At 57.6% G+C, this 17,568-nt stretch carries 14 protein-coding genes; 9 read left to right on the top strand and 5 right to left on the bottom strand.

All coding sequences use genetic code 11. The features are described 5' to 3' along the window. Nucleotides 1–11 precede the first annotated feature (11 nt). The 3 genes from AC5EFR_RS11905 to prpE form a co-directional block, all read right to left on the bottom strand. Nucleotides 12–740: an amino acid ABC transporter ATP-binding protein gene (locus AC5EFR_RS11905; protein WP_493576023.1), complete on the bottom strand. Its 729-nt coding sequence runs from the start codon at nucleotides 738–740 to the stop codon at nucleotides 12–14. Beyond that, entirely contained in the window at nucleotides 740–1,558 is an 819-nt protein-coding gene (locus AC5EFR_RS11900; RefSeq protein ID WP_493576022.1) for an amino acid ABC transporter permease, read from the bottom strand. Before AC5EFR_RS11900 ends, AC5EFR_RS11905 begins: the two co-directional genes overlap by 1 nt. An 883-nt stretch (nucleotides 1,559–2,441) precedes the next feature. Next, a complete protein-coding gene (prpE, locus tag AC5EFR_RS11895; protein ID WP_493576078.1) occupies nucleotides 2,442–4,334 on the bottom strand; it encodes a propionate-CoA ligase PrpE in 1,893 nt (630 codons plus the stop codon). A gap of 308 nt (nucleotides 4,335–4,642) precedes the next feature. Between prpE and AC5EFR_RS11890 the strand changes: the two genes are divergently transcribed. Beyond that, nucleotides 4,643–5,581 carry a hypothetical protein gene (locus AC5EFR_RS11890; RefSeq protein WP_493576021.1) on the top strand — a complete coding sequence of 313 codons (939 nt, stop codon included), beginning with the start codon at nucleotides 4,643–4,645 and terminating at the stop codon, nucleotides 5,579–5,581. Here AC5EFR_RS11890 and AC5EFR_RS11885 read toward each other — a convergent pair. After that, nucleotides 5,578–7,857 (bottom strand): NADP-dependent malic enzyme, encoded by a 2,280-nt coding sequence (locus AC5EFR_RS11885; RefSeq protein ID WP_493576020.1) that lies wholly within the window; start codon nucleotides 7,855–7,857, stop codon nucleotides 5,578–5,580. The genes AC5EFR_RS11890 and AC5EFR_RS11885 overlap by 4 nt on opposite strands. A gap of 189 nt (nucleotides 7,858–8,046) precedes the next feature. Between AC5EFR_RS11885 and AC5EFR_RS11880 the strand changes: the two genes are divergently transcribed. From AC5EFR_RS11880 to AC5EFR_RS11855, 6 genes are all read left to right on the top strand, one after another. Further along, nucleotides 8,047–8,466 (top strand): cytidine deaminase, encoded by a 420-nt coding sequence (locus AC5EFR_RS11880; protein WP_299937519.1) that lies wholly within the window; start codon nucleotides 8,047–8,049, stop codon nucleotides 8,464–8,466. Then, nucleotides 8,466–9,758 carry a thymidine phosphorylase gene (locus AC5EFR_RS11875; protein ID WP_493576019.1) on the top strand — a complete coding sequence of 431 codons (1,293 nt, stop codon included), beginning with the start codon at nucleotides 8,466–8,468 and terminating at the stop codon, nucleotides 9,756–9,758. Before AC5EFR_RS11880 ends, AC5EFR_RS11875 begins: the two co-directional genes overlap by 1 nt. Continuing rightward, nucleotides 9,755–10,957: a phosphopentomutase gene (locus AC5EFR_RS11870; protein ID WP_493576018.1), complete on the top strand. Its 1,203-nt coding sequence runs from the start codon at nucleotides 9,755–9,757 to the stop codon at nucleotides 10,955–10,957. Before AC5EFR_RS11875 ends, AC5EFR_RS11870 begins: the two co-directional genes overlap by 4 nt. Continuing rightward, nucleotides 10,954–11,961 (top strand): adenosine deaminase, encoded by a 1,008-nt coding sequence (locus tag AC5EFR_RS11865; protein ID WP_493576017.1) that lies wholly within the window; start codon nucleotides 10,954–10,956, stop codon nucleotides 11,959–11,961. Before AC5EFR_RS11870 ends, AC5EFR_RS11865 begins: the two co-directional genes overlap by 4 nt. Beyond that, nucleotides 11,958–12,590, top strand: a complete 633-nt coding sequence (upp, locus tag AC5EFR_RS11860; RefSeq protein WP_299924399.1) for a uracil phosphoribosyltransferase — start codon at nucleotides 11,958–11,960, stop codon at nucleotides 12,588–12,590. The genes AC5EFR_RS11865 and upp overlap by 4 nt, the downstream gene beginning before the upstream one ends. 67 nt (nucleotides 12,591–12,657) lie before the next feature. Further along, nucleotides 12,658–13,956, top strand: coding sequence for an SPOR domain-containing protein (locus AC5EFR_RS11855; protein ID WP_493576016.1), 1,299 nt, complete (start codon nucleotides 12,658–12,660; stop codon nucleotides 13,954–13,956). A gap of 52 nt (nucleotides 13,957–14,008) precedes the next feature. On the opposite strand, the gene AC5EFR_RS11850 is transcribed toward AC5EFR_RS11855, so the two are convergent. After that, complete coding sequence (locus tag AC5EFR_RS11850; protein ID WP_493576015.1) at nucleotides 14,009–15,040, bottom strand: hypothetical protein; 1,032 nt, start codon at nucleotides 15,038–15,040, stop codon at nucleotides 14,009–14,011. Nucleotides 15,041–15,167: 127 nt separating this feature from the next. Between AC5EFR_RS11850 and thiD the strand changes: the two genes are divergently transcribed. Then, the gene (gene thiD, locus AC5EFR_RS11845) at nucleotides 15,168–15,962 is read left to right on the top strand and encodes a bifunctional hydroxymethylpyrimidine kinase/phosphomethylpyrimidine kinase (RefSeq protein ID WP_493576014.1); all 795 of its coding nucleotides are present in this window, start codon (nucleotides 15,168–15,170) and stop codon (nucleotides 15,960–15,962) included. A 72-nt stretch (nucleotides 15,963–16,034) separates the two neighbouring features. Continuing rightward, nucleotides 16,035–17,366, top strand: a complete 1,332-nt coding sequence (locus AC5EFR_RS11840; protein ID WP_493576013.1) for an MFS transporter — start codon at nucleotides 16,035–16,037, stop codon at nucleotides 17,364–17,366. Nucleotides 17,367–17,568 lie beyond the last annotated feature (202 nt).

The raw sequence follows: 17,568 nt of genomic DNA, 5'->3' as shown, positions 1-17,568 counted from the left end.
GGCCGCTTGGGCTATAGGACACGAGACAAAAACGCCTTGGTTCGTTCTTCTTGTGGCGTCTCAAAGATGTGCTCTGGCGTCCCGTCTTCGAGAATGCGCCCTTGATCCAGAAAACAGACTTTGTCGGCCAACTCTCGGGCAAAGCCCATTTCATGGGTGGCCAAAACCATGGTCATGCCTTGGGCGCGCAGGTCGCGCAATACATCGAGCACTTCGCCAACCAACTCTGGGTCAAGCGCGGAGGTGATTTCATCAAACAGCATAATTTCAGGCCGCATGGCCAAGGCGCGGATGATCGCCACACGTTGCTGTTGACCGCCCGAGAGCTGATCTGGATAATGCAGCATCCGATCGTCAAGGCCGAAGCGCGCGAACATCTCTTCGATGCCGGGGCGCAGTTCGGATTTGGATTTTCGGGTGATCCGGCGCGGTGCCAAAAGCGCATTGTCAAGCGCGGTCATATGCGGAAACAGGTTGTAGCTTTGAAAGACCATGCCAATGCGTTGGCGCACCGGCTGTGGGTCTTTGCCCGGTTCGGAAATGTCATCGCCGTCAAGCAAGATGCGCCCGTCATCTATCGGTTCCAATAGATTCATACAGCGCAGCAAAGTCGATTTGCCAGAGCCCGACGCGCCGATCAAACAGACCATGTCGCCCTGCGAAATGGTCAAATCAATGCCGCGAATAACCGGGTTGTCACCAAAGGCTTTTTGCACGTTTTCAAGGACAAGATCGGCCATTAGCTACGCGCCTTGGATTGTTTGTTCATCAGGTAATCCGCATAGCGGGTCGCGGGGATGGTCAGCGCCAAAAAGATCAGCGCCGCCCCGACATAGGGGGTAAAATTGGCCATCAGGGATTTGTAGACCCCGGCTTGGCGGAAAATCTCAACCGGGCCGATAAAGCTAAGCAATGCTACGTCTTTTTGCAGGGCGATGAACAGGTTCATATTGGCCGGAACCACCCGGCGCACGGCCTGGGGCAGGATGACAAAACGCATCGCGTCGCCCCCCGATAGGCCAAGGGACAGGGCGGCGTTACGCTGGCTGTCGTGGATGGATTCAATACCCGAGCGGATCACCTCGGCCACATAGGCAGAATAGACGAGGATCAGCGCCAAAGAGCCCCAGATATAAGGTGAATTCCAAGGGCGCGGCAGGCCGAGGCCTGGGATGCCAAAGCCAATCAGATAGATCACCAAAATGACCGGCAGACCACGGAAAATATCGGTATAGGCGATGGCGAAAAGCCGGAGCGGATAGAGGGCGGGATTGCGCAGGTCGCGAGCGATGGCCACGGCCAAGCCAAGTGCCGCAATCAGAGGCGCGCACCACAGGAAAATCGCCACATCCATGACAAAGGCTTCGAGCAGGCCGGGAAAGGTTTTGGCAAACACCGCGCCGTTGAAAAAGCTGCGTTTGACGTTTTCCCAACCGGGGGCCAGCGGGATCAGAAGGATGATGGCGGCAAAAACCGCAACAGTCGAAATCGCGGCAATGGTATTGGCGCGTTTTCGTTGGCGAGCCTCGAAAATCTGGCGGCGCGTTTCTCTGGGCATTTCCATCGGTCCTGTCAACGGCGGAGTCCTCGGAGCAAGGTGTCAGGGTCGCATATGGGATGCAAGAGGCGTTAAAAAATAAGCGGTTGCGACGGGTCACTTGAGCTGACACAGTCTGTGTCAGGTTTTTTGATGCAGGACGTTTCTCATGCCGATTTCCACGTTGTTTCCCAAACTTGCGTCGCCAATCCTCCTTTTGTTCGCCTTGGCCGTTGGCGGGTGTATGACCGATCAACCCAATGGCAAGTCTGTTGCGGATTCTAAAACGCGAGATGTCGTTTCCGTTTTCGAACAAGGGTGCCTTTCACCCGTGGAAGTTCCAGTCGCCGTGCAACTTATTCGGCCAGTTTTGTGATCGGCCGCAATGTTGCCAAACCGAATAGAGGCGATCGGACTTGGGATACCAAAATGCTAACCTGTCGCTTGAAGCGCGTGGGGGTTTTCGCACAACAGGCACAATCAGAGGTTATGAAAAGTCTCGTTCGGCAGGGGTTTGCCCCCTTGTCACCCCCAGACGGTTTGTCGCAAATAGCGCCGGGTCGGTATGAGGGGGTGTACCGTTTGGGCGGGCAGAAGTTCGATATTCTTGTTTTCGACCAAGTTGCTCGGAATCCCAAAACACGACAATCTGGGAATGTCAGATATATTCGCGGCAATTCTTATACGATCCTCAAGATCAATGAGACCAAATAAGAGGTCAAGTTCTTGATCTCCCATCCGGTTTCCCCCGAGCCTATGGCGGTCTCCTGCGCAGAGTGCTGTTGAGCCCACGTCTCTATCGGCCCCGCTTGTCGGTTGGTGTTGATCGTTAACATTGGGTGACTACAAAGCATAAAAAACGGGCCCGCAGGCCCGCTTTAATCATGTTCTTTTCGGGCGCAGTTTACCCTTTGGCGTAGCCAAGCCCCTGAAGCGCCACTTTGATTTCGTCCAGAATGACCGGGTCGTCGATGGTGGCGGGCATTTTGTACTCTTTGCTATCAGCAATCGACACCATAGTTCCGCGCAGGATTTTACCCGAACGGGTTTTGGGCAAGCGATCAACAACGCAGCACAGTTTGAACGCCGCAACCGGGCCGATTTTTTCACGCACCAGCTTGACCACCTCTTTGACGATCTCGTCGTCGGGCTTGGTCGTACCGGCGTTCAGGCAGAGAAAGCCCATGGGCATCTGCCCCTTGAGGCTATCGGACACACCAATCACGGCGCATTCGGCAACATCGGGGTGATCAGCAAGCACTTCTTCCATGCCACCCGTCGACAGGCGGTGACCGGCGACGTTGATCACGTCATCGGTGCGCGCCATGATATAGAGGTAGCCGTCTTCGTCGATCATGCCCGCATCACCGGTTTCATAGTAACCGGGGAAATTGGTCAGATAGCTTTTCTTAAAACGATCTTCGGCATTCCATAGGGTCGGGAAGGTGCCGGGCGGCAGGGGCAGCGGCGTGACAATGGCCCCCAATTCGCCGGGCGGCAATTCGTTGCCCGCTTCATCGAGGATTTTCATGTCATACCCAGGGAGCGGCACAGAAGGCGAGCCAAGCTTGACCGGCAAAAGTTCGATGCCAACCGGGTTACACACGCCGGGATAGCCAAGCTCGGTTTGCCACCAATGGTCGATGATCGGCTTTTTCAGCTGATCCTGCGCCCAAACGATGGTGTCGGGGTCGGCGCGCTCACCGGCCAAGAACACCTGATCAAGACAGCTTAGGTCGTATTTCTTAACGTATTCACCGGTCGGATCTTCGCGTTTCACAGCGCGGAAGGCGGTCGGCGCGGTGAAGAAGGTTTTGACCTTGTGCTCTTCGATCACCCGCCAGAAGGTGCCGGGATCGGGGGTGCCGACGGGCTTGCCCTCAAACACGATGGTGGTGTTGCCGTGGATCAGCGGACCGTAGCAAATATAGCTGTGGCCAACGACCCAACCCACATCCGACGCGGCCCAGAACACATCGCCAGGGTCGACATTATAGATGTTTTTCATCGTCCAGTTCAGCGCCACAAGCTGACCGCCGGTGTGGCGGATTACGCCTTTGGGCGCGCCAGTGGTGCCAGAGGTATAGAGGATATAGGCCGGATGGTTGCCTTCGACCGGAACACATTCGGCTGGCTCAACACCGTATTGAAAACCGTGCCAGTTAAAGTCGCGACCTTCTTTTAGCTCGGCAACCTCTTGTTCACGTTGGAAAATGACGGTGAAGTCGGGCTTGTGATCGGCAAGGTCAATCGCGCCATCCAAGAGCGGCTTGTAGTGAACCACGCGTCCCGGCTCCAACCCGCAAGAGGCGGCGATGATGGCTTTGGGTTTGGCATCGTCAATACGCACCGCCAATTCGTTGGCGGCAAAGCCCCCAAACACAACCGAATGGATCGCACCCAAACGCGCACAGGCCAACATAGCCTCAAGCGCCTCGGGGATCATCGGCATATAGATGATAACGCGGTCGCCTTTTTCGACACCTTTGGCGCGCAGAGCACCGGCAAGATTGGCAACGCGGTTGCGCAGCTCAACATAGGTGATTTCGCGTTTTGTGTGGGTGATTGGGCTGTCATAGATGATCGCGGTTTGCTCGCCCCGGCCATTTTCGACATGACGGTCCACGGCGTTATAACAGGTGTTAACCATGCCATCGGCGAACCATTCATACATGTCTCCGCCGAGATCGCTGAGCGCTTTGCTGGGTTTCTTGTCCCAGTCGATTGCGTTGGCGGCGTCCATCCAGAACCCCTCGGGATCGGATTTCCAGCTGTCGTAAACCTCTTGATAGCCCATGGTGTCCTCCACTAATTCCATCCTCTGGCAAAGGCATAAGCGGCGCGCCTTGATCCGGGCAAGTGTCTTGGCCATGATGTGGACAGATTACCGCAGAGGAATATGTGGTTTTTCAAAATGTTCCTTGCAAATTTTTGCAAAGCCCCTGTGTTTTAGCCCTTTGACTGCAAATTTCCGATGGAAATGCAAAATTGCAAACCCAAACTGCGAATTTGTCACTGTCTCAGATGCGAATCTCAAATCCGTTGCCAGATACGGCAAAACCCGGCATCTTTAGGTTGAACGTTGGTTGTCTTGAGGGGGTGAAAATGCGTTTGGCACAAGCGTCGGTTATTGCGCTGTTGACGGTTTTATTTATCAGCAACTCAGCGGCAGCGCAGGGGAGATGGGAGGCGTTTGACAACGCCAACACCGGGTTCAAAGGCGCGGTTGTTTGCCCCGTCGATGACAAGGAGCAGGCCAATTATTTTTGCTACATGGTCGGCTGTCAAAACCAAAAGCCGCTGGCGCATCGTGTCTTTTTCCACGGTGGGGTGTTGCCAAAATCCATTCAGGCCCGTGTTTTGGTTGATGGAAAGGACGCCGGTCACATGACGTTTTCCCATACGGGGCAAACGGATTACGAGGATTACCACGCGCCCTATGACCTTGCAGCCCATGGAGCGCTTATTGCAGCCTTGAAATCAGGAACGCGGGCCGAGCTGGTTTTGATGGATGGCACAAGTGGCGAGGTTGTGAATAGGACGGCAATGTCGTTGCGAGGCTCGTCCAAGGCGCTGGATAGCGCGGCGCGGCAGTGTTCCTTGCCACCCCCTCCGCCGGTTCAGGAGCCGTTGGCTTTGGCAAAGGCAAGGGTAGAGAAAGATTGTCAGACCCTTGGTGGGGCGGTGACGGTGGAAGACGGGGCCGTAATCAAAGAGGATTTTGATCATGATGGGCTGGTGGATGAGGTGATTGATTACGCTCAGATCACCTGTGACAAGGCGGCGTCGCTATTTTGTGGCAGTGCGGGGTGCCCGATGGAGTTCTATCGCCAACAACAGGGGGGCGGGTTTGTACGCATCGGCGGTGGCCATATGTATGGCTATCAGGTCACGGTGAAACCGGTGATCACCTTGAACTTGCACGGCTCCGCCTGTGGCAAAATCGGAGCGGCCGGATGCCGCAAAAGCTTTACGGTTGAGAACAACGATCTGGTGCCGCTTGAATATGAGGTGGGCGGGGAACACCCGCCCAACCTTGCTTAGCTATAGGCCTTAACCGGGGTGCCGGCGATGGCGGCCATGTTGAGCAAGCCCCGCGCCGTGATCGAAGGCGTGACGATATGGGCGCGGTTGCCCATGCCCATCAAGATAGGCCCAACCTCAAGCCCGTCGGCCTTCATTTTCAAGATGTTACGCACGCCAGAGGCCGCATCGGCATGGGCAAAGATCAACACATTGGCGCTGCCTTTCATGCGGTTTCCGGGCAAGACGATCTCGCGGTAATTCTCGTCTAGGGCGGCGTCGACATTCATCTCACCCTCGTAGCAGAAGTCATGTTGTTTCTTGTCGAGAATGGCCATCGCCTCGCGTAGGCGCTTGCCCGAACCTTCTGCCTGGTTGCCAAATTGCGATTGCGAGCAAAAGGCGATTTTGGGCTCAAGACCAAAGCGTTTCACATGCCGCGCCGCGCCAATTGCGCTTTCGGCAAGTTCCTCGGGCGAGGGCAGGGAGCGCACATGGGTGTCGGCAATGAACAGTGGCCCATCCTCAAGGATCATCATCGACAAAGCCCCGTGCGGGCGCATGGTTTCGCTGCCAAGCACTTGATTTACATAGTTCAAATGCCAGCGGAATTCCCCAAAGGTCCCGCAAATCAAACTATCCGCCTCGCCTCGGTGGACCATGATCGCGCCAATGGCGGTCGAGTTGGTGCGCATGATGGCGCGGGCGGTTTCGGGGGTGACACCGCGGCGACACATGAGTTGGTGATAGGCCTCCCAATAGTCGCGATAGCGCGGGTCATTTTCGGGGTTCACGATATTGAAATCCCGCTCGGGGCGAATTTCGAGGCCAAGCTTTTCGCAGCGTGCGTTGATCACATCCGGGCGGCCAATCAACACCGGTGTTTCGGTGGTTTCTTCCAAGATCGCTTGGGCGGATCGCAAAACACGTTCGTCTTCGCCTTCGGCAAAAACGATGCGGCGCGACGCGGTGGCGGCGGCTTGGAAAACTGGCCGCATGAGCAGGGCGGATTTGTACACGCTTGCGTCAAGCTTTTGCTTGTAGGCCTCAAGGTCGGTGACCGGGCGTTTGGCGACGTCGGTTTCCATCGCGGCCTTGGCGACAGCAGTCGAAACAACGCCGGACAGACGTGGGTCAAACGGTTTGGGGATCAAATAATCTTCGCCAAATGTGAGCTGTTCTCCGCGATAAGCGGCGGCGGCTTCGGCGCTTGTGGTGGCGCGGGCAAGGGCGGCGATCCCTTCGACACAAGCGACTTGCATCGCGTCGTTGATTTCGGTTGCGCCAACGTCCAACGCCCCTCGGAAGATGAAGGGGAAGCAGAGTACGTTGTTGACCTGATTTGGAAAATCGCTTCGGCCCGTTGCGATGATGGCGTCGGGCGCGACGGTACGCGCGAGGTCAGGCATGATTTCCGGTGTTGGATTGGCAAGGGCAAAGATGATCGGGCGTTTGGTCATTTTCGACACGTTGTCGGGGCTAAGCACCCCCGGTCCAGAGAGGCCAAGGAACATATCGGCCCCATCGATCACCTCGTCCAAGCTGCGCAAATCTGACGCTTGGGCAAAGGCGGCCTTTTGTGGATTCATGTCGATGTCGCGGCCCTCGTAAACGAGGCCATGGATGTCGCAAAGCCAGACGTTTTCGCGTTTGACGCCAAGTTTCAACAGCATGTTGAGACAGGCAATCCCAGCGGCACCACCGCCAGTCGAAACAATCTTGATGTCTTCGAATTTTTTGCCCGCCACATGCAAAGCATTGGTCGCAGCAGCGCCGACAACAATCGCGGTGCCGTGTTGATCGTCATGAAAAACCGGGATGTTCATCCGCTCGCGACAAATTCGTTCAACGATAAAACAATCGGGCGCTTTGATGTCTTCGAGGTTGATCGCGCCAAAGGTCGGTTCCAACGCACAGACAATTTCGGCAAGCTTTTCGGGGTCGGGTTGGTCAACCTCGATGTCAAAACAATCAATATCGGCGAACTTCTTGAACAGGACCGCCTTGCCTTCCATGACCGGTTTGGAGGCCAAAGCGCCAATGTTTCCAAGGCCTAAGACCGCCGTTCCGTTGGACACAACCGCAACCAGATTGCCACGCGTTGTGTAGCGGGCGGCGTTTTCCGGGTTTTCTTTGATCTCAAGACAAGCCTCGGCCACGCCCGGTGAATAAGCGCGGCTTAGGTCGCGGCCATTGGCCAGCGGCTTGGTCGCGCGGATCTCCAATTTACCCGGTTGCGGGTTCTCGTGGTAAAACAGCGCCGCCTGGCGCAATGTTTCCTTGGCTGAGTCGGTCATGGTAAGTCCTGATTTCCAATATGGTTTAGCGTTAAACCAAATTCCGTTCTGGGGCGGTGGTCCGGTGTGGCTTAGCAGTTTCCCGCAAAAATTGAAAACTGAATTGACGCTGGGGCCAGAGACAATAACGGGGTCTTGCATTCTGGTGACCCGCTTCGCAAACTGCCGCCTTGATTACCGGAGAGTTTGATGTCCCGACCTGAGTCGTTGTCTGATTTGGCCCGCGCCGTGCGCGAGAATGCCTATGCCCCTTATTCCCATTTCAAAGTTGGCGCGGCGCTGCGCACCCCGTCGGGGAAGACGTATACCGGGTGTAATGTAGAAAACGTTGCTTATCCCGAAGGGACATGTGCCGAAGCCGGTGCAATTGCCGCTATGGTTGCTGATGGCGAGACCGAAATTGCCGAAGCCTATGTGATTGCCGATAGCCCGCATCCGGTGCCGCCTTGCGGGGGCTGCCGTCAGAAATTGGCGGAATTTGCCAAATCCGGGGCGCAGGTGACGCTGGCCACGATTGATGGGGCGGAGCTAATCACAAAGGTCGGCGATTTGCTGCCGGGGGCCTTTGGTCGTGATCACATGGAGACCGAGACCGGAGGCGATGCCTGATGGATGCTCGTGCAATCAACGCGGCCCTGCGCAAAGGTGAAGACCCAAGCCCAGCCGAATTGTCGTGGTTTGCCCATGGGTTGGCCGATGGCCGGGTAAGTGCGGCCCAGGCCGGGGCCTTTGCGATGGGCGTGTGTCTTCGGGGGCTGTCCGAAACCGGGCGCGTCGCCCTAACGCTGGCGATGCGCGACAGCGGCCATGTGTTGGATTGGGATCTCGATGCCCCCGTTGTCGACAAGCATTCCACTGGCGGGGTTGGCGATTGTGTGAGCCTTGTGCTTGCCCCGATGCTGGCGGCCTGTGGCGTTTACAACCCGATGATTTCCGGGCGGGGATTGGGCCATACCGGCGGCACGCTTGATAAGCTCGAGGCGATCCCCGGCTATTCGGTGACCCCGGATGAGACGCGGTTTCGTGAGATCGTAAAGGACGCAGGCTGTGCCATCGTCAGCGCCTCGGCGGATATCGCCCCGGCGGACAAGCGGCTTTATGCGATCCGCGATGTCACCGGCACGGTCGAAAGCCTTGATCTGATCACGGCCTCGATCCTGTCCAAAAAGCTGGCGGCGGGGCTGCAATCGCTGGTGTTGGATGTAAAGGTCGGCTCCGGTGCCTTTATGAAAACCGCCGATGAGGCGCGCGCGCTTGCACGGTCTTTGGTGTCGACGGCCAATGCCGCCGGATGCCCGACCAGCGCCTTGATCACCGATATGAGCCAACCTTTGGTGCCCTCGCTCGGCAATGCGCTTGAGGTTGATCTGTGTATGCAGGTGTTGACCGGCAAGCTGGCGGGGCCCTTACTTGAGCTGAGTGTAGACCTTGGGGTTGAGCTGTTGAAAACCGCCGGGATTGTCGATGGCGAAGCCAAACTGCGCGCCTCGATCTCCTCGGGTGAGGCGGCGGAGCGGTTCGGCAAGATGGTCTATGCCCTTGGCGGCCCACTAAGCTTTGTGGACGACTGGCGGCGCTTTTTGCCCGAAGCCCCAGTGATCCGCGAAGTTGTGGCCCCGCAAGCTGGCGTTGTCACGGCGATTGACGGCGAAGCACTTGGCCTTGCGGTGGTGGATCTTGGCGGCGGACGCCGGGTCGAGACTGATATTATCAACCCGGCCGTTGGTCTTACGGATGTGGTGCGCTTGGGCGACAAGCTGGCCAAGGGGCAACCGATTGCCGTGGTTCACGCGGCCCGCGAAGAACAGGCCGACGCGGCGGCGCGGGCGGTACAGGATGCGATGACGTTTGGAAACAAGGCCCCGAAACCGGTGCCGCTTATGATCGAAAGGGTGGCGTGATGCGGGCCTTTTTGGTGGTGATGGATTCCGTCGGCGTTGGCGGAGCGCCCGATGCGGATGCCTATTTCAACGGTGATCTGCCCGATACCGGTGCCAATACATTGGGCCATATCATGCAGGCCTGTGCCGAGGGGCGGGCCGAAGAGGGGCGCAGCGGCGCGTTAAACGTCCCAAATCTGGCGTCGCTCGGGCTTTTTCACGCGTTGACATTGGCCAGCGGAATGGCGGCCCCAAGCCCGGAATTGACGGGGCGGTTTGCCGCCGCGACCGAGGTGTCCAAAGGCAAGGACACACCGTCGGGCCATTGGGAGCTCGCCGGTCTGCCGGTGCCGTGGGATTGGCGCTATTTCCCGGATACGCACCCGGCCTTTCCCGCCGAGATTTCCGCCAAAGCCGCTGAGCTTGCCGGGACGACCGGGATTTTGGCCAATTGCCATGGCTCGGGCACGGTGATGATTGAGCAATTTGGCACCGAGCATATCGAGACGGGTTTTCCAATTTGCTATACGTCGGCCGATAGCGTGTTTCAGATTGCCGCCCACGAAGAGCATTTTGGTCTCGATCGGCTTTATGACCTCTGCAAGGGCCTTGCGCCGGTCCTGCATGAGATGAAAGTTGGCCGCGTGATTGCGCGCCCCTTTGTGGGCGAACCGGGCAATTTCACCCGCACATCCAACCGCAAGGATTTCGCAATCACCCCGCCAAATTCGGTTTTGACCAACTGGGCGCAAGACGCCGGACGCGCCGTCTATGCGGTTGGAAAGATTGGCGACATCTTTTCAATGACCGGCATTGATGAGGTCCGCAAAGGCCCCGATGCCACGCTGATGGAACATCTTTCGGATTGGGTTGAAACGGGGGAGGACGGGAGTTTGACCTTCGCCAATTTCGTCGAATTTGATTCCGAATATGGCCATCGCCGCGACATCTCCGGCTATGCGCGGCATCTGGAATGGTTTGACGTGGAGCTGGGCAAGCTTTTGGCGCGTCTGCGGGACGGTGACATGCTGGTGATCACCGCAGATCACGGCAACGACCCAAGCTGGTCCGGGACGGATCACACCCGTGAGCGGGTTCCGGTTTTGGTGGCGGGCAAAGGTGCAGGAGAGATCGGACAGATCGCTTTTGCCGATGTTGCCGCAAGTATCGCCGCCCATCTTAACATCCCGGCACAGGGGCCGGGCAGGAGTTTTCTATGATCAGTGAAGAGCGCTTAGACGCCATCATCAAGCGCCCCAAGATCGAGCTGCACACACATCTTGAGGGTGTGGCCCCGCCGGCGTTCATTCGCGGTTTGGCGCAGGAAAAGAACGTCGATCTGTCCAAGATTTTTCGCGAAGACGGGTCGTATGATTACCGTGATTTCGTGCATTTCCTGTCGGTCTATGAGGCGGCGACATCGGTCTTGACCGGCCCCGAGGAGTTTGCCCGGCTAACCCGCGCGGTCCTCGAAGAGGCCGCCGCAAGCGATGTGATCTATATCGAAAGCTTCATCAGCCCGGATTTCTGCGGCAATAGCGATGTTGAGGCGTGGAAAGAATACCTTCATGCCATTCAAGATGCGGCGGCTGAGGCCGAGCGCGATCTTGGCATCACCCTATGCGGGATCGCCACGCCAATCCGCCATTTCGGCCCGGACAAAGCCAAGCCCGCCGCCCTTTGCGCCGCCGAAACGGCGGGGGATTTCATTGTTGGTCTGGGCATGGGCGGTGACGAAAACCAAGGCCAGCAAAAGGATTTTGCCTATAGTTTCGACATGGCCCGCGAGGCGGGGTTGCACCTCACCTCTCATGCCGGTGAATGGCGCGGCCCGCAAGAGGTCCGCGAGGCGGTCGAGGATCTTGGCGTTGAACGCATCGGTCATGGCGTGCGCGCCAGCGAAGATTTGGCCGTTGTCGATATGTTGATTGAACGCGACATCACGCTTGAGGTCTGTCCGGGATCAAACGTGTTCCTTGGCGTTTATGATGCGCTTGATCAGCACCCGATCGAAAAGCTACGGGAACGGGGGGTCAAAGTGACCGTGTCCACCGATGATCCGCCGTTCTTTCACACGACAATGCGCAAAGAATATGCCGATCTGGTGGGGGTCTTTGGCTGGGACGAGGAAATCTTTGACCAAATAGACAAGAATGCCGTGGACGCGGCCTTCTGCAACGCAGATACAAAGGCGAAGATTCGCAAAGCATTGGAGACGTCATGAGCCAACATCTGACCATCGTTGATCACCCGCTGGTGCAACACAAGCTGACGTTGATGCGTGAAAAGGATACCTCGACCGCGTCTTTTCGCCAGCTGCTGCGCGAAATTAGCCTATTGTTGGCCTATGAGGTGACGCGTGAACTGCCCGTGACCCTCAAGGATATCGAAACGCCGATGGGGCCGACGCAACAGCCGGTGATTGAGGGCAAGAAATTGGCGCTGGTGTCGATCTTGCGTGCCGGTAACGGCCTTATGGATGGTATCCTTGAGCTGATCCCGGCGGCGCGCGTCGGCTTTGTTGGCTTGTACCGCGACGAGGAAACTTTGCAGCCGGTCCAGTACTACAACAAGCTGCCAAAACGCATGGAAGAGCGCACCGCCATTGTCGTTGATCCGATGCTGGCGACGGGCAATTCTTCGGCGGCTGCGATCGATTTGGTTAAAGAATCGGGTGCCAAAGATATTCGGTTTTTGTGCCTCTTGGCGGCACCCGAAGGTGTGGCGCGCATGAAAGAGGCGCACCCCGATGTGCCAATCGTCACGGCCTCTTTGGACGAAAAACTCAATGAACTCGGGTACATCGTCCCCGGTCTGGGCGATGCGGGTGACCGTATGTTTGGAACGAAATAAACGATTTCAACGCTTTACAGAGCGTTTTTGATTTGGCATTCTGCCCTCTACATCTGTGGGGGCAGACATGACTTTGAAATCTTTAACTATTTTTGCAGTTTTGGCAGCGGGATTCGGATTTGCTTCTGATCCGGCCATGGCTCAATCCAAGATCAACAACGTCCCGGCGAACTTTCCGCCGTCGTCGTTTTCCGGCAAACAGTTCGTCGATAATCGGGGCTGCGTTTACGTGCGCGCCGGGTTTGATGGGGCTGTGAACTGGGTGCCGCGCGTGTCGCGCAATCGCAAACAGATTTGCGGCCAGAAACCAAGTTTTGGCACCACGACGGCTGCTGCACCGGCGGCGAAACCCGCGCCGAAACCGGCTGCTAAGCCTGCGCCGAAACCGGTTGCGATAGCTGCACCCAAGCCCAAACCAACCCCTAAGCCGAAACCCGCGCCGCGCGTGGCGTCCAAACCCGCCCCCGCGCCGGTTGTGATCAAACCAACACCCAAGCCCCGCGTCGCAGCGGCCCCGCAGCGGGTGGCACCCAAACCCCAAGTGGTGCGTGTCCCGGCCTCTAAACCCGTCGCGACCCCACGTCGCGTTGTGCGTCAGGTTCCCACCGCGGCGGTTGCACCCAAATCCAAGGCGCGCCGTGTTGTGGTGCCAAGCTACAATGCCTGCCAGAACGGACACTCGAGCAAGCGCGTAGACGGTGTGACCATTGCAATGCGCTGTGGCCCGCAAAAATCGCCGCATGTGACGGTTATCCGCCGTGGCGAAGCGCCCGGACCGGGCAAGAAAGTCTACCATAACCGCGGATGGCAGGGCAGCGAATTGCGCGGCAATACCCGCATTGTCCCCCGTCATGTATACGAACAGCGTGATGTGACACAGGTTCAAATCCCCGCAGGATACCGCCCCGCATGGGACGATGATCGCCTCAATCCCTATCGGGCCTATCAAACTGTTGACGGGCATCGGCGTACCCAACAGATTTGGACCAACACCACGCCACGCCAACTGGCTGTGACCGATCCCAATCATACGATCAAGGCTCCGGTGATTGCCTATCGCGCCACGGATTCTAAACCGATTGTCACGACCCAAGGCGGTCCCATCATTTCCACCAAATCGTCGCCACGCCCGGTTGCGACCGGCGCCCGCTATGTTGAAATCGGCGTGTTCACCACCCCGGCCAAAGCCCAAGCGGCGGCCGGTCGTTTGAACCGCGCTGGTCTGCCGGTGAAATTCGGAACCTACACCCGCAACGGACAATCTTTGCGCCGGGTCATGGTTGGGCCATATGCGTCGTCTTCGGAGTTGCACGCGGCCTTGGGCGCGGTGAAATCCGCCGGCTATGCGCGGGCCTATACGCGCTAACCTCGAACCACTTTGTAAAAACGGCCCGTGTGATGCGTCATGCGGGCCTTTTTTATGGGGTGCCACAAATCCCTTGTAGACGCAGCCAATCGCCGTCGCTGAGCACATCTTCGCTTGGTTGAGCGACGGCCATCGGATCCGCCTCAATCAGTGCAAGCGTGCTTTCACCGGTGATGTCCTTGGCAAAGGCATAGGGCGTGCTGTGCAGCTTGGCCGCGCCAAAAGCGTCGATTAGCGTGGTGTCATCCAACTTGGGTTTGGGATGGGTCAAAAGATGTTCCGCATAGGCCGACAACGCCTCGCCCGGAAGCTGCCCGGTTGTGACCAATCGCACGCTCGCCACCAACCCGGCGTGATCCAGAACACGGGCCAGAGGATCATGGTTTTTGGCAAGGGTATCTTCAACCAAAATGAAGCCTGCGGGCACGTCCGGGTCTTCAAAATCTTCGATCACCGACTTGTTGAGCACAACAATGCCACCGGGTAGATGGGTGGCTTCGCTCACCCCATCGGGGACGACAATAACCGTATCGCCCCGTCCGGGGCCAAGGATGCGCATTGCCAGCTTTTGCAAGGCTGGGCGGGCGTCTGTTGTCATACAGGGCTGTCCCGTGACCCGCGACATATGTTTCAAAAGATCAACGCCTATTTCGGCGCGTTTGACCGGGGGCACGACTTTGACGGCATAGTCTTTCAAAGCGCCGGGGGCCCACATCACAGCGGCGGCCGTGGTTCCAACAATCACGGCCACACTTAGGATCAGGCGAAGTTTGCCGGGGTTAGGACGGCGCTTTTCGATGGCCCTCAAAAGACGATCAATACCGTTGATCATCTCGGCCTCGTCTTCGGCCAATTCCAGCGTCTCGTCGGGGTCGCCATCGGGGTGAAAAATCGCCGGAAGGGCGGTGCCGTTCGAACGCACCACCGCCGCGATAGACCAATGGGCCAACACCCGGCCCGGGACGTCGGTGATCGTCAGCGTCGCATCACCAAGCGACACAACAACCTCGCGTCGTTGTTCGGCTTGGTTCGGGCGCCACAGCCCGGTTGCCTCGAGCCGTTCAAATTCCTTAAGTGCTGTCATGTGGGCTGCTCTGCCTCTGTTTGTGCATAGCCTATCATGCGTCGCGGGCTTGGGCAATCTTGGCTAATCTGGACAGGGGGAAGATGCTTGGCTATGCGCAAGGAAGACGTAAGCGCAGGGTAGTGAGATGATCCCAAATATTCTATCCATCGCCGGGTCGGACCCGTCGGGCGGGGCCGGGGTTCAGGCCGATCTCAAGGCGATTGCGGCCAATGGCGGCTATGGCATGGCGGCGATCACGGCTTTGACGGTTCAAAACACCCAAGGCGTGAGCGATGTCGTTTTGGCCGATCCTGGCCTTGTGGCGGCTCAGGTTGACGCGATTTTGACAGACATTCGCGTTGATGCGGTCAAGATCGGAATGCTTGGCACCGAAGCTATCTGTGAGGCGGTGGCCGGATGCCTCGCGGGGCGTGGGGTGCAGGTTGTTGTCGATCCGGTCTTATCCTCGACAAGTGGCAAAACCCTGACCGGCCAACAGGCCCTAGAGGGATTTCTCCATTATATTGTGCCGCTGTCGACTGTGTTGACACCCAATTTGCCGGAAGCGGCCGTGCTCTTGGGTTGTGATGAGGCGCGGGATCGCGGTGAGATGCTTGATCAAGCAGAGCAGTTGCACGCATTTGGGCCGGCGATCCTGTTAAAGGGCGGGCACCTTCCGGGCCCGCAATGCCCGGATGTTTTGGTCGATGAGACCGGGCCGCATTGGTTTGAGGCCGAGCGCATGGACATGCCCGGAACCCATGGCACCGGCTGCACGCTATCATCGGCCTTGGCCACACAGATTGCGGTTTTGGGGGATCTGTGTGCGGCGGTGGCAAATGCCAAGACCTATACCCGAAACGCTATTCTGGGCAGTGGCGGATTGGAGGTGGGGCAAGGCGTCGGTCCAACCGATCACTTCTTTGCCCTGCGGCGTTAACACACGTCTTGGACCAAGGACCCGCCAAGGCAGGCGGCTTGATTGTTGGTGGATGCAGCGTAGGCTTGGCCCATGACCGGAGCAATGCGCAACCCCACCTATCGCCGTCTTTTGCTGGCCCAGATTTTCTCGGTACTGGGGTCTGGCCTGACGACGATTGCGCTTGGGTTATTGGCTTTTGAAATGGCAGGCGGGCAGGCGGGGGCCGTTCTTGGCATCGCACTGGCCATCAAAATGGTGGCCTATGTCGGCGTGGCGCCCATCGCCACGACCTTGGCGGAACGGCTGCCGCGCAAAGGGTTTCTGATTGGGCTTGATCTGGCGCGCGCCTGTCTTGTGTTGGCTTTGCCCTTTGTCACCGAGATTTGGCACATCTACGCCTTGGTCTTTGGGTTTCAGGCCTTTTCCGCCGGTTTCACCCCAACGTTTCAGGCCACCATTCCCGACATTTTGACGGATGAGGGTGATTACACCCAAGCCCTGTCTTATTCGCGGCTGACCTATGATCTCGAAGCCTTGCTTGGTCCGCTCATCGCGGGGGCCGCCTTGACGGTTCTCACCTTCAATAGCCTCTTTGTAGGCACCGCGATTGGTTTCCTTCTTTCTGCTGGGTTGGTGATGAGCGTTCAGTTGCCACGCCGCAAGCATGTGCCAACGGCCGCTTTTTCAAAACGCCTAACCCGTGGTTTGTGGATTTATCTGGCGACGCCACGATTGCGCGGGGTGCTGGCGCTGTATGTCGCCGTTGCGGCCGCGACGGCGATGGTGATCGTCAACACGGTTGTCTTGGTCAAAGACGTGTTGGGGCAGGGCGATGGTTTGGTGGCCGTTTTCTTTGCCGCAAGCGGGTGCGGTTCGATGGTGGTGGCGTTGGTCTTGCCCAAGCTGTTGGGGGAAACATCGCCGCGCCCGGTGATGTTGGTTGGTGGAGTGATACTGTCTTTTGGGCTTGGGGTGGCGGCGCTTAGCAATGAGATGTGGGTTGGCTTGATCCTTTGGTTTGTGATCGGAGCCGGGGCATCTCTCATTCAGACGCCAACAGGGCTTTTGTTGACACGATCTTGTCATAGCGAAGATCGTCCAGCGGTGTTCGCGGCGCAGTTTGCTCTGTCTCATTCGGCTTGGTTGCTGGCTTATCCAATGGCCGGCGTGTTGGGCGGTTTGATGGGTCTTCCATTGAGTTTTGCTGTGATGTCGGGGCTGGCGGTTTTAGGTGTGTTGGGCGCGGTTCTTTTATGGCCTGCCGCTGATCCGCAGGTTGTGGAGCATGAACACGACAGAGCGACGCCTCCGCATTCGGACGGGGTTGTTGACCAAACAGATGGGTTAAATCATCATCGGGCCTATCGTCATCGACACGTCTTTGTCATTGATGATGCGCACCCAAGTTGGCCAAGGTCGTGATCGGCCGGTGAACAGGTCCTATTGGGCGAGTGCGAGCGCCGACAAAATCCTTGGAAGGATTTTGCAAATTCCATGCATGGAATTTGGATGCGCCTGCCGGTCGATTGGCGCAAAATAGCCTCTGATGGGTAAGAGTTGGTGTTGCAGTTGGCTGTGCATTTGGCCAACCCTGTTTGGCGAATTTCCCTGACGCCTGTGACCC

Source organism: Pelagimonas sp. (assembly GCF_058892305.1).
This window is presented reverse-complemented; position numbering and strand designations above follow the sequence as displayed.

What these genes read in the sequence shown, in the direction of transcription:
- AC5EFR_RS11890 (WP_493576021.1), top strand. Translation starts at nt 4,643, where the DNA reads ATGCGTTTGGCACAAGCGTCGGTTATTGCGCTGTTGACGGTTTTATTT.
- AC5EFR_RS11865 (WP_493576017.1), top strand. Translation starts at nt 10,954, where the DNA reads ATGATCAGTGAAGAGCGCTTAGACGCCATCATCAAGCGCCCCAAGATC.
- prpE (WP_493576078.1), bottom strand. Translation starts at nt 4,334, where the DNA reads ATGGGCTATCAAGAGGTTTACGACAGCTGGAAATCCGATCCCGAGGGG.
- AC5EFR_RS11850 (WP_493576015.1), bottom strand. Translation starts at nt 15,040, where the DNA reads ATGACAGCACTTAAGGAATTTGAACGGCTCGAGGCAACCGGGCTGTGG.
- AC5EFR_RS11900 (WP_493576022.1), bottom strand. Translation starts at nt 1,558, where the DNA reads ATGCCCAGAGAAACGCGCCGCCAGATTTTCGAGGCTCGCCAACGAAAA.
- thiD (WP_493576014.1), top strand. Translation starts at nt 15,168, where the DNA reads ATGATCCCAAATATTCTATCCATCGCCGGGTCGGACCCGTCGGGCGGG.
- upp (WP_299924399.1), top strand. Translation starts at nt 11,958, where the DNA reads ATGAGCCAACATCTGACCATCGTTGATCACCCGCTGGTGCAACACAAG.
- AC5EFR_RS11855 (WP_493576016.1), top strand. Translation starts at nt 12,658, where the DNA reads ATGACTTTGAAATCTTTAACTATTTTTGCAGTTTTGGCAGCGGGATTC.
- AC5EFR_RS11885 (WP_493576020.1), bottom strand. Translation starts at nt 7,857, where the DNA reads ATGACCGACTCAGCCAAGGAAACATTGCGCCAGGCGGCGCTGTTTTAC.
- AC5EFR_RS11905 (WP_493576023.1), bottom strand. Translation starts at nt 740, where the DNA reads ATGGCCGATCTTGTCCTTGAAAACGTGCAAAAAGCCTTTGGTGACAAC.
- AC5EFR_RS11875 (WP_493576019.1), top strand. Translation starts at nt 8,466, where the DNA reads ATGGATGCTCGTGCAATCAACGCGGCCCTGCGCAAAGGTGAAGACCCA.
- AC5EFR_RS11840 (WP_493576013.1), top strand. Translation starts at nt 16,035, where the DNA reads ATGACCGGAGCAATGCGCAACCCCACCTATCGCCGTCTTTTGCTGGCC.
- AC5EFR_RS11880 (WP_299937519.1), top strand. Translation starts at nt 8,047, where the DNA reads ATGTCCCGACCTGAGTCGTTGTCTGATTTGGCCCGCGCCGTGCGCGAG.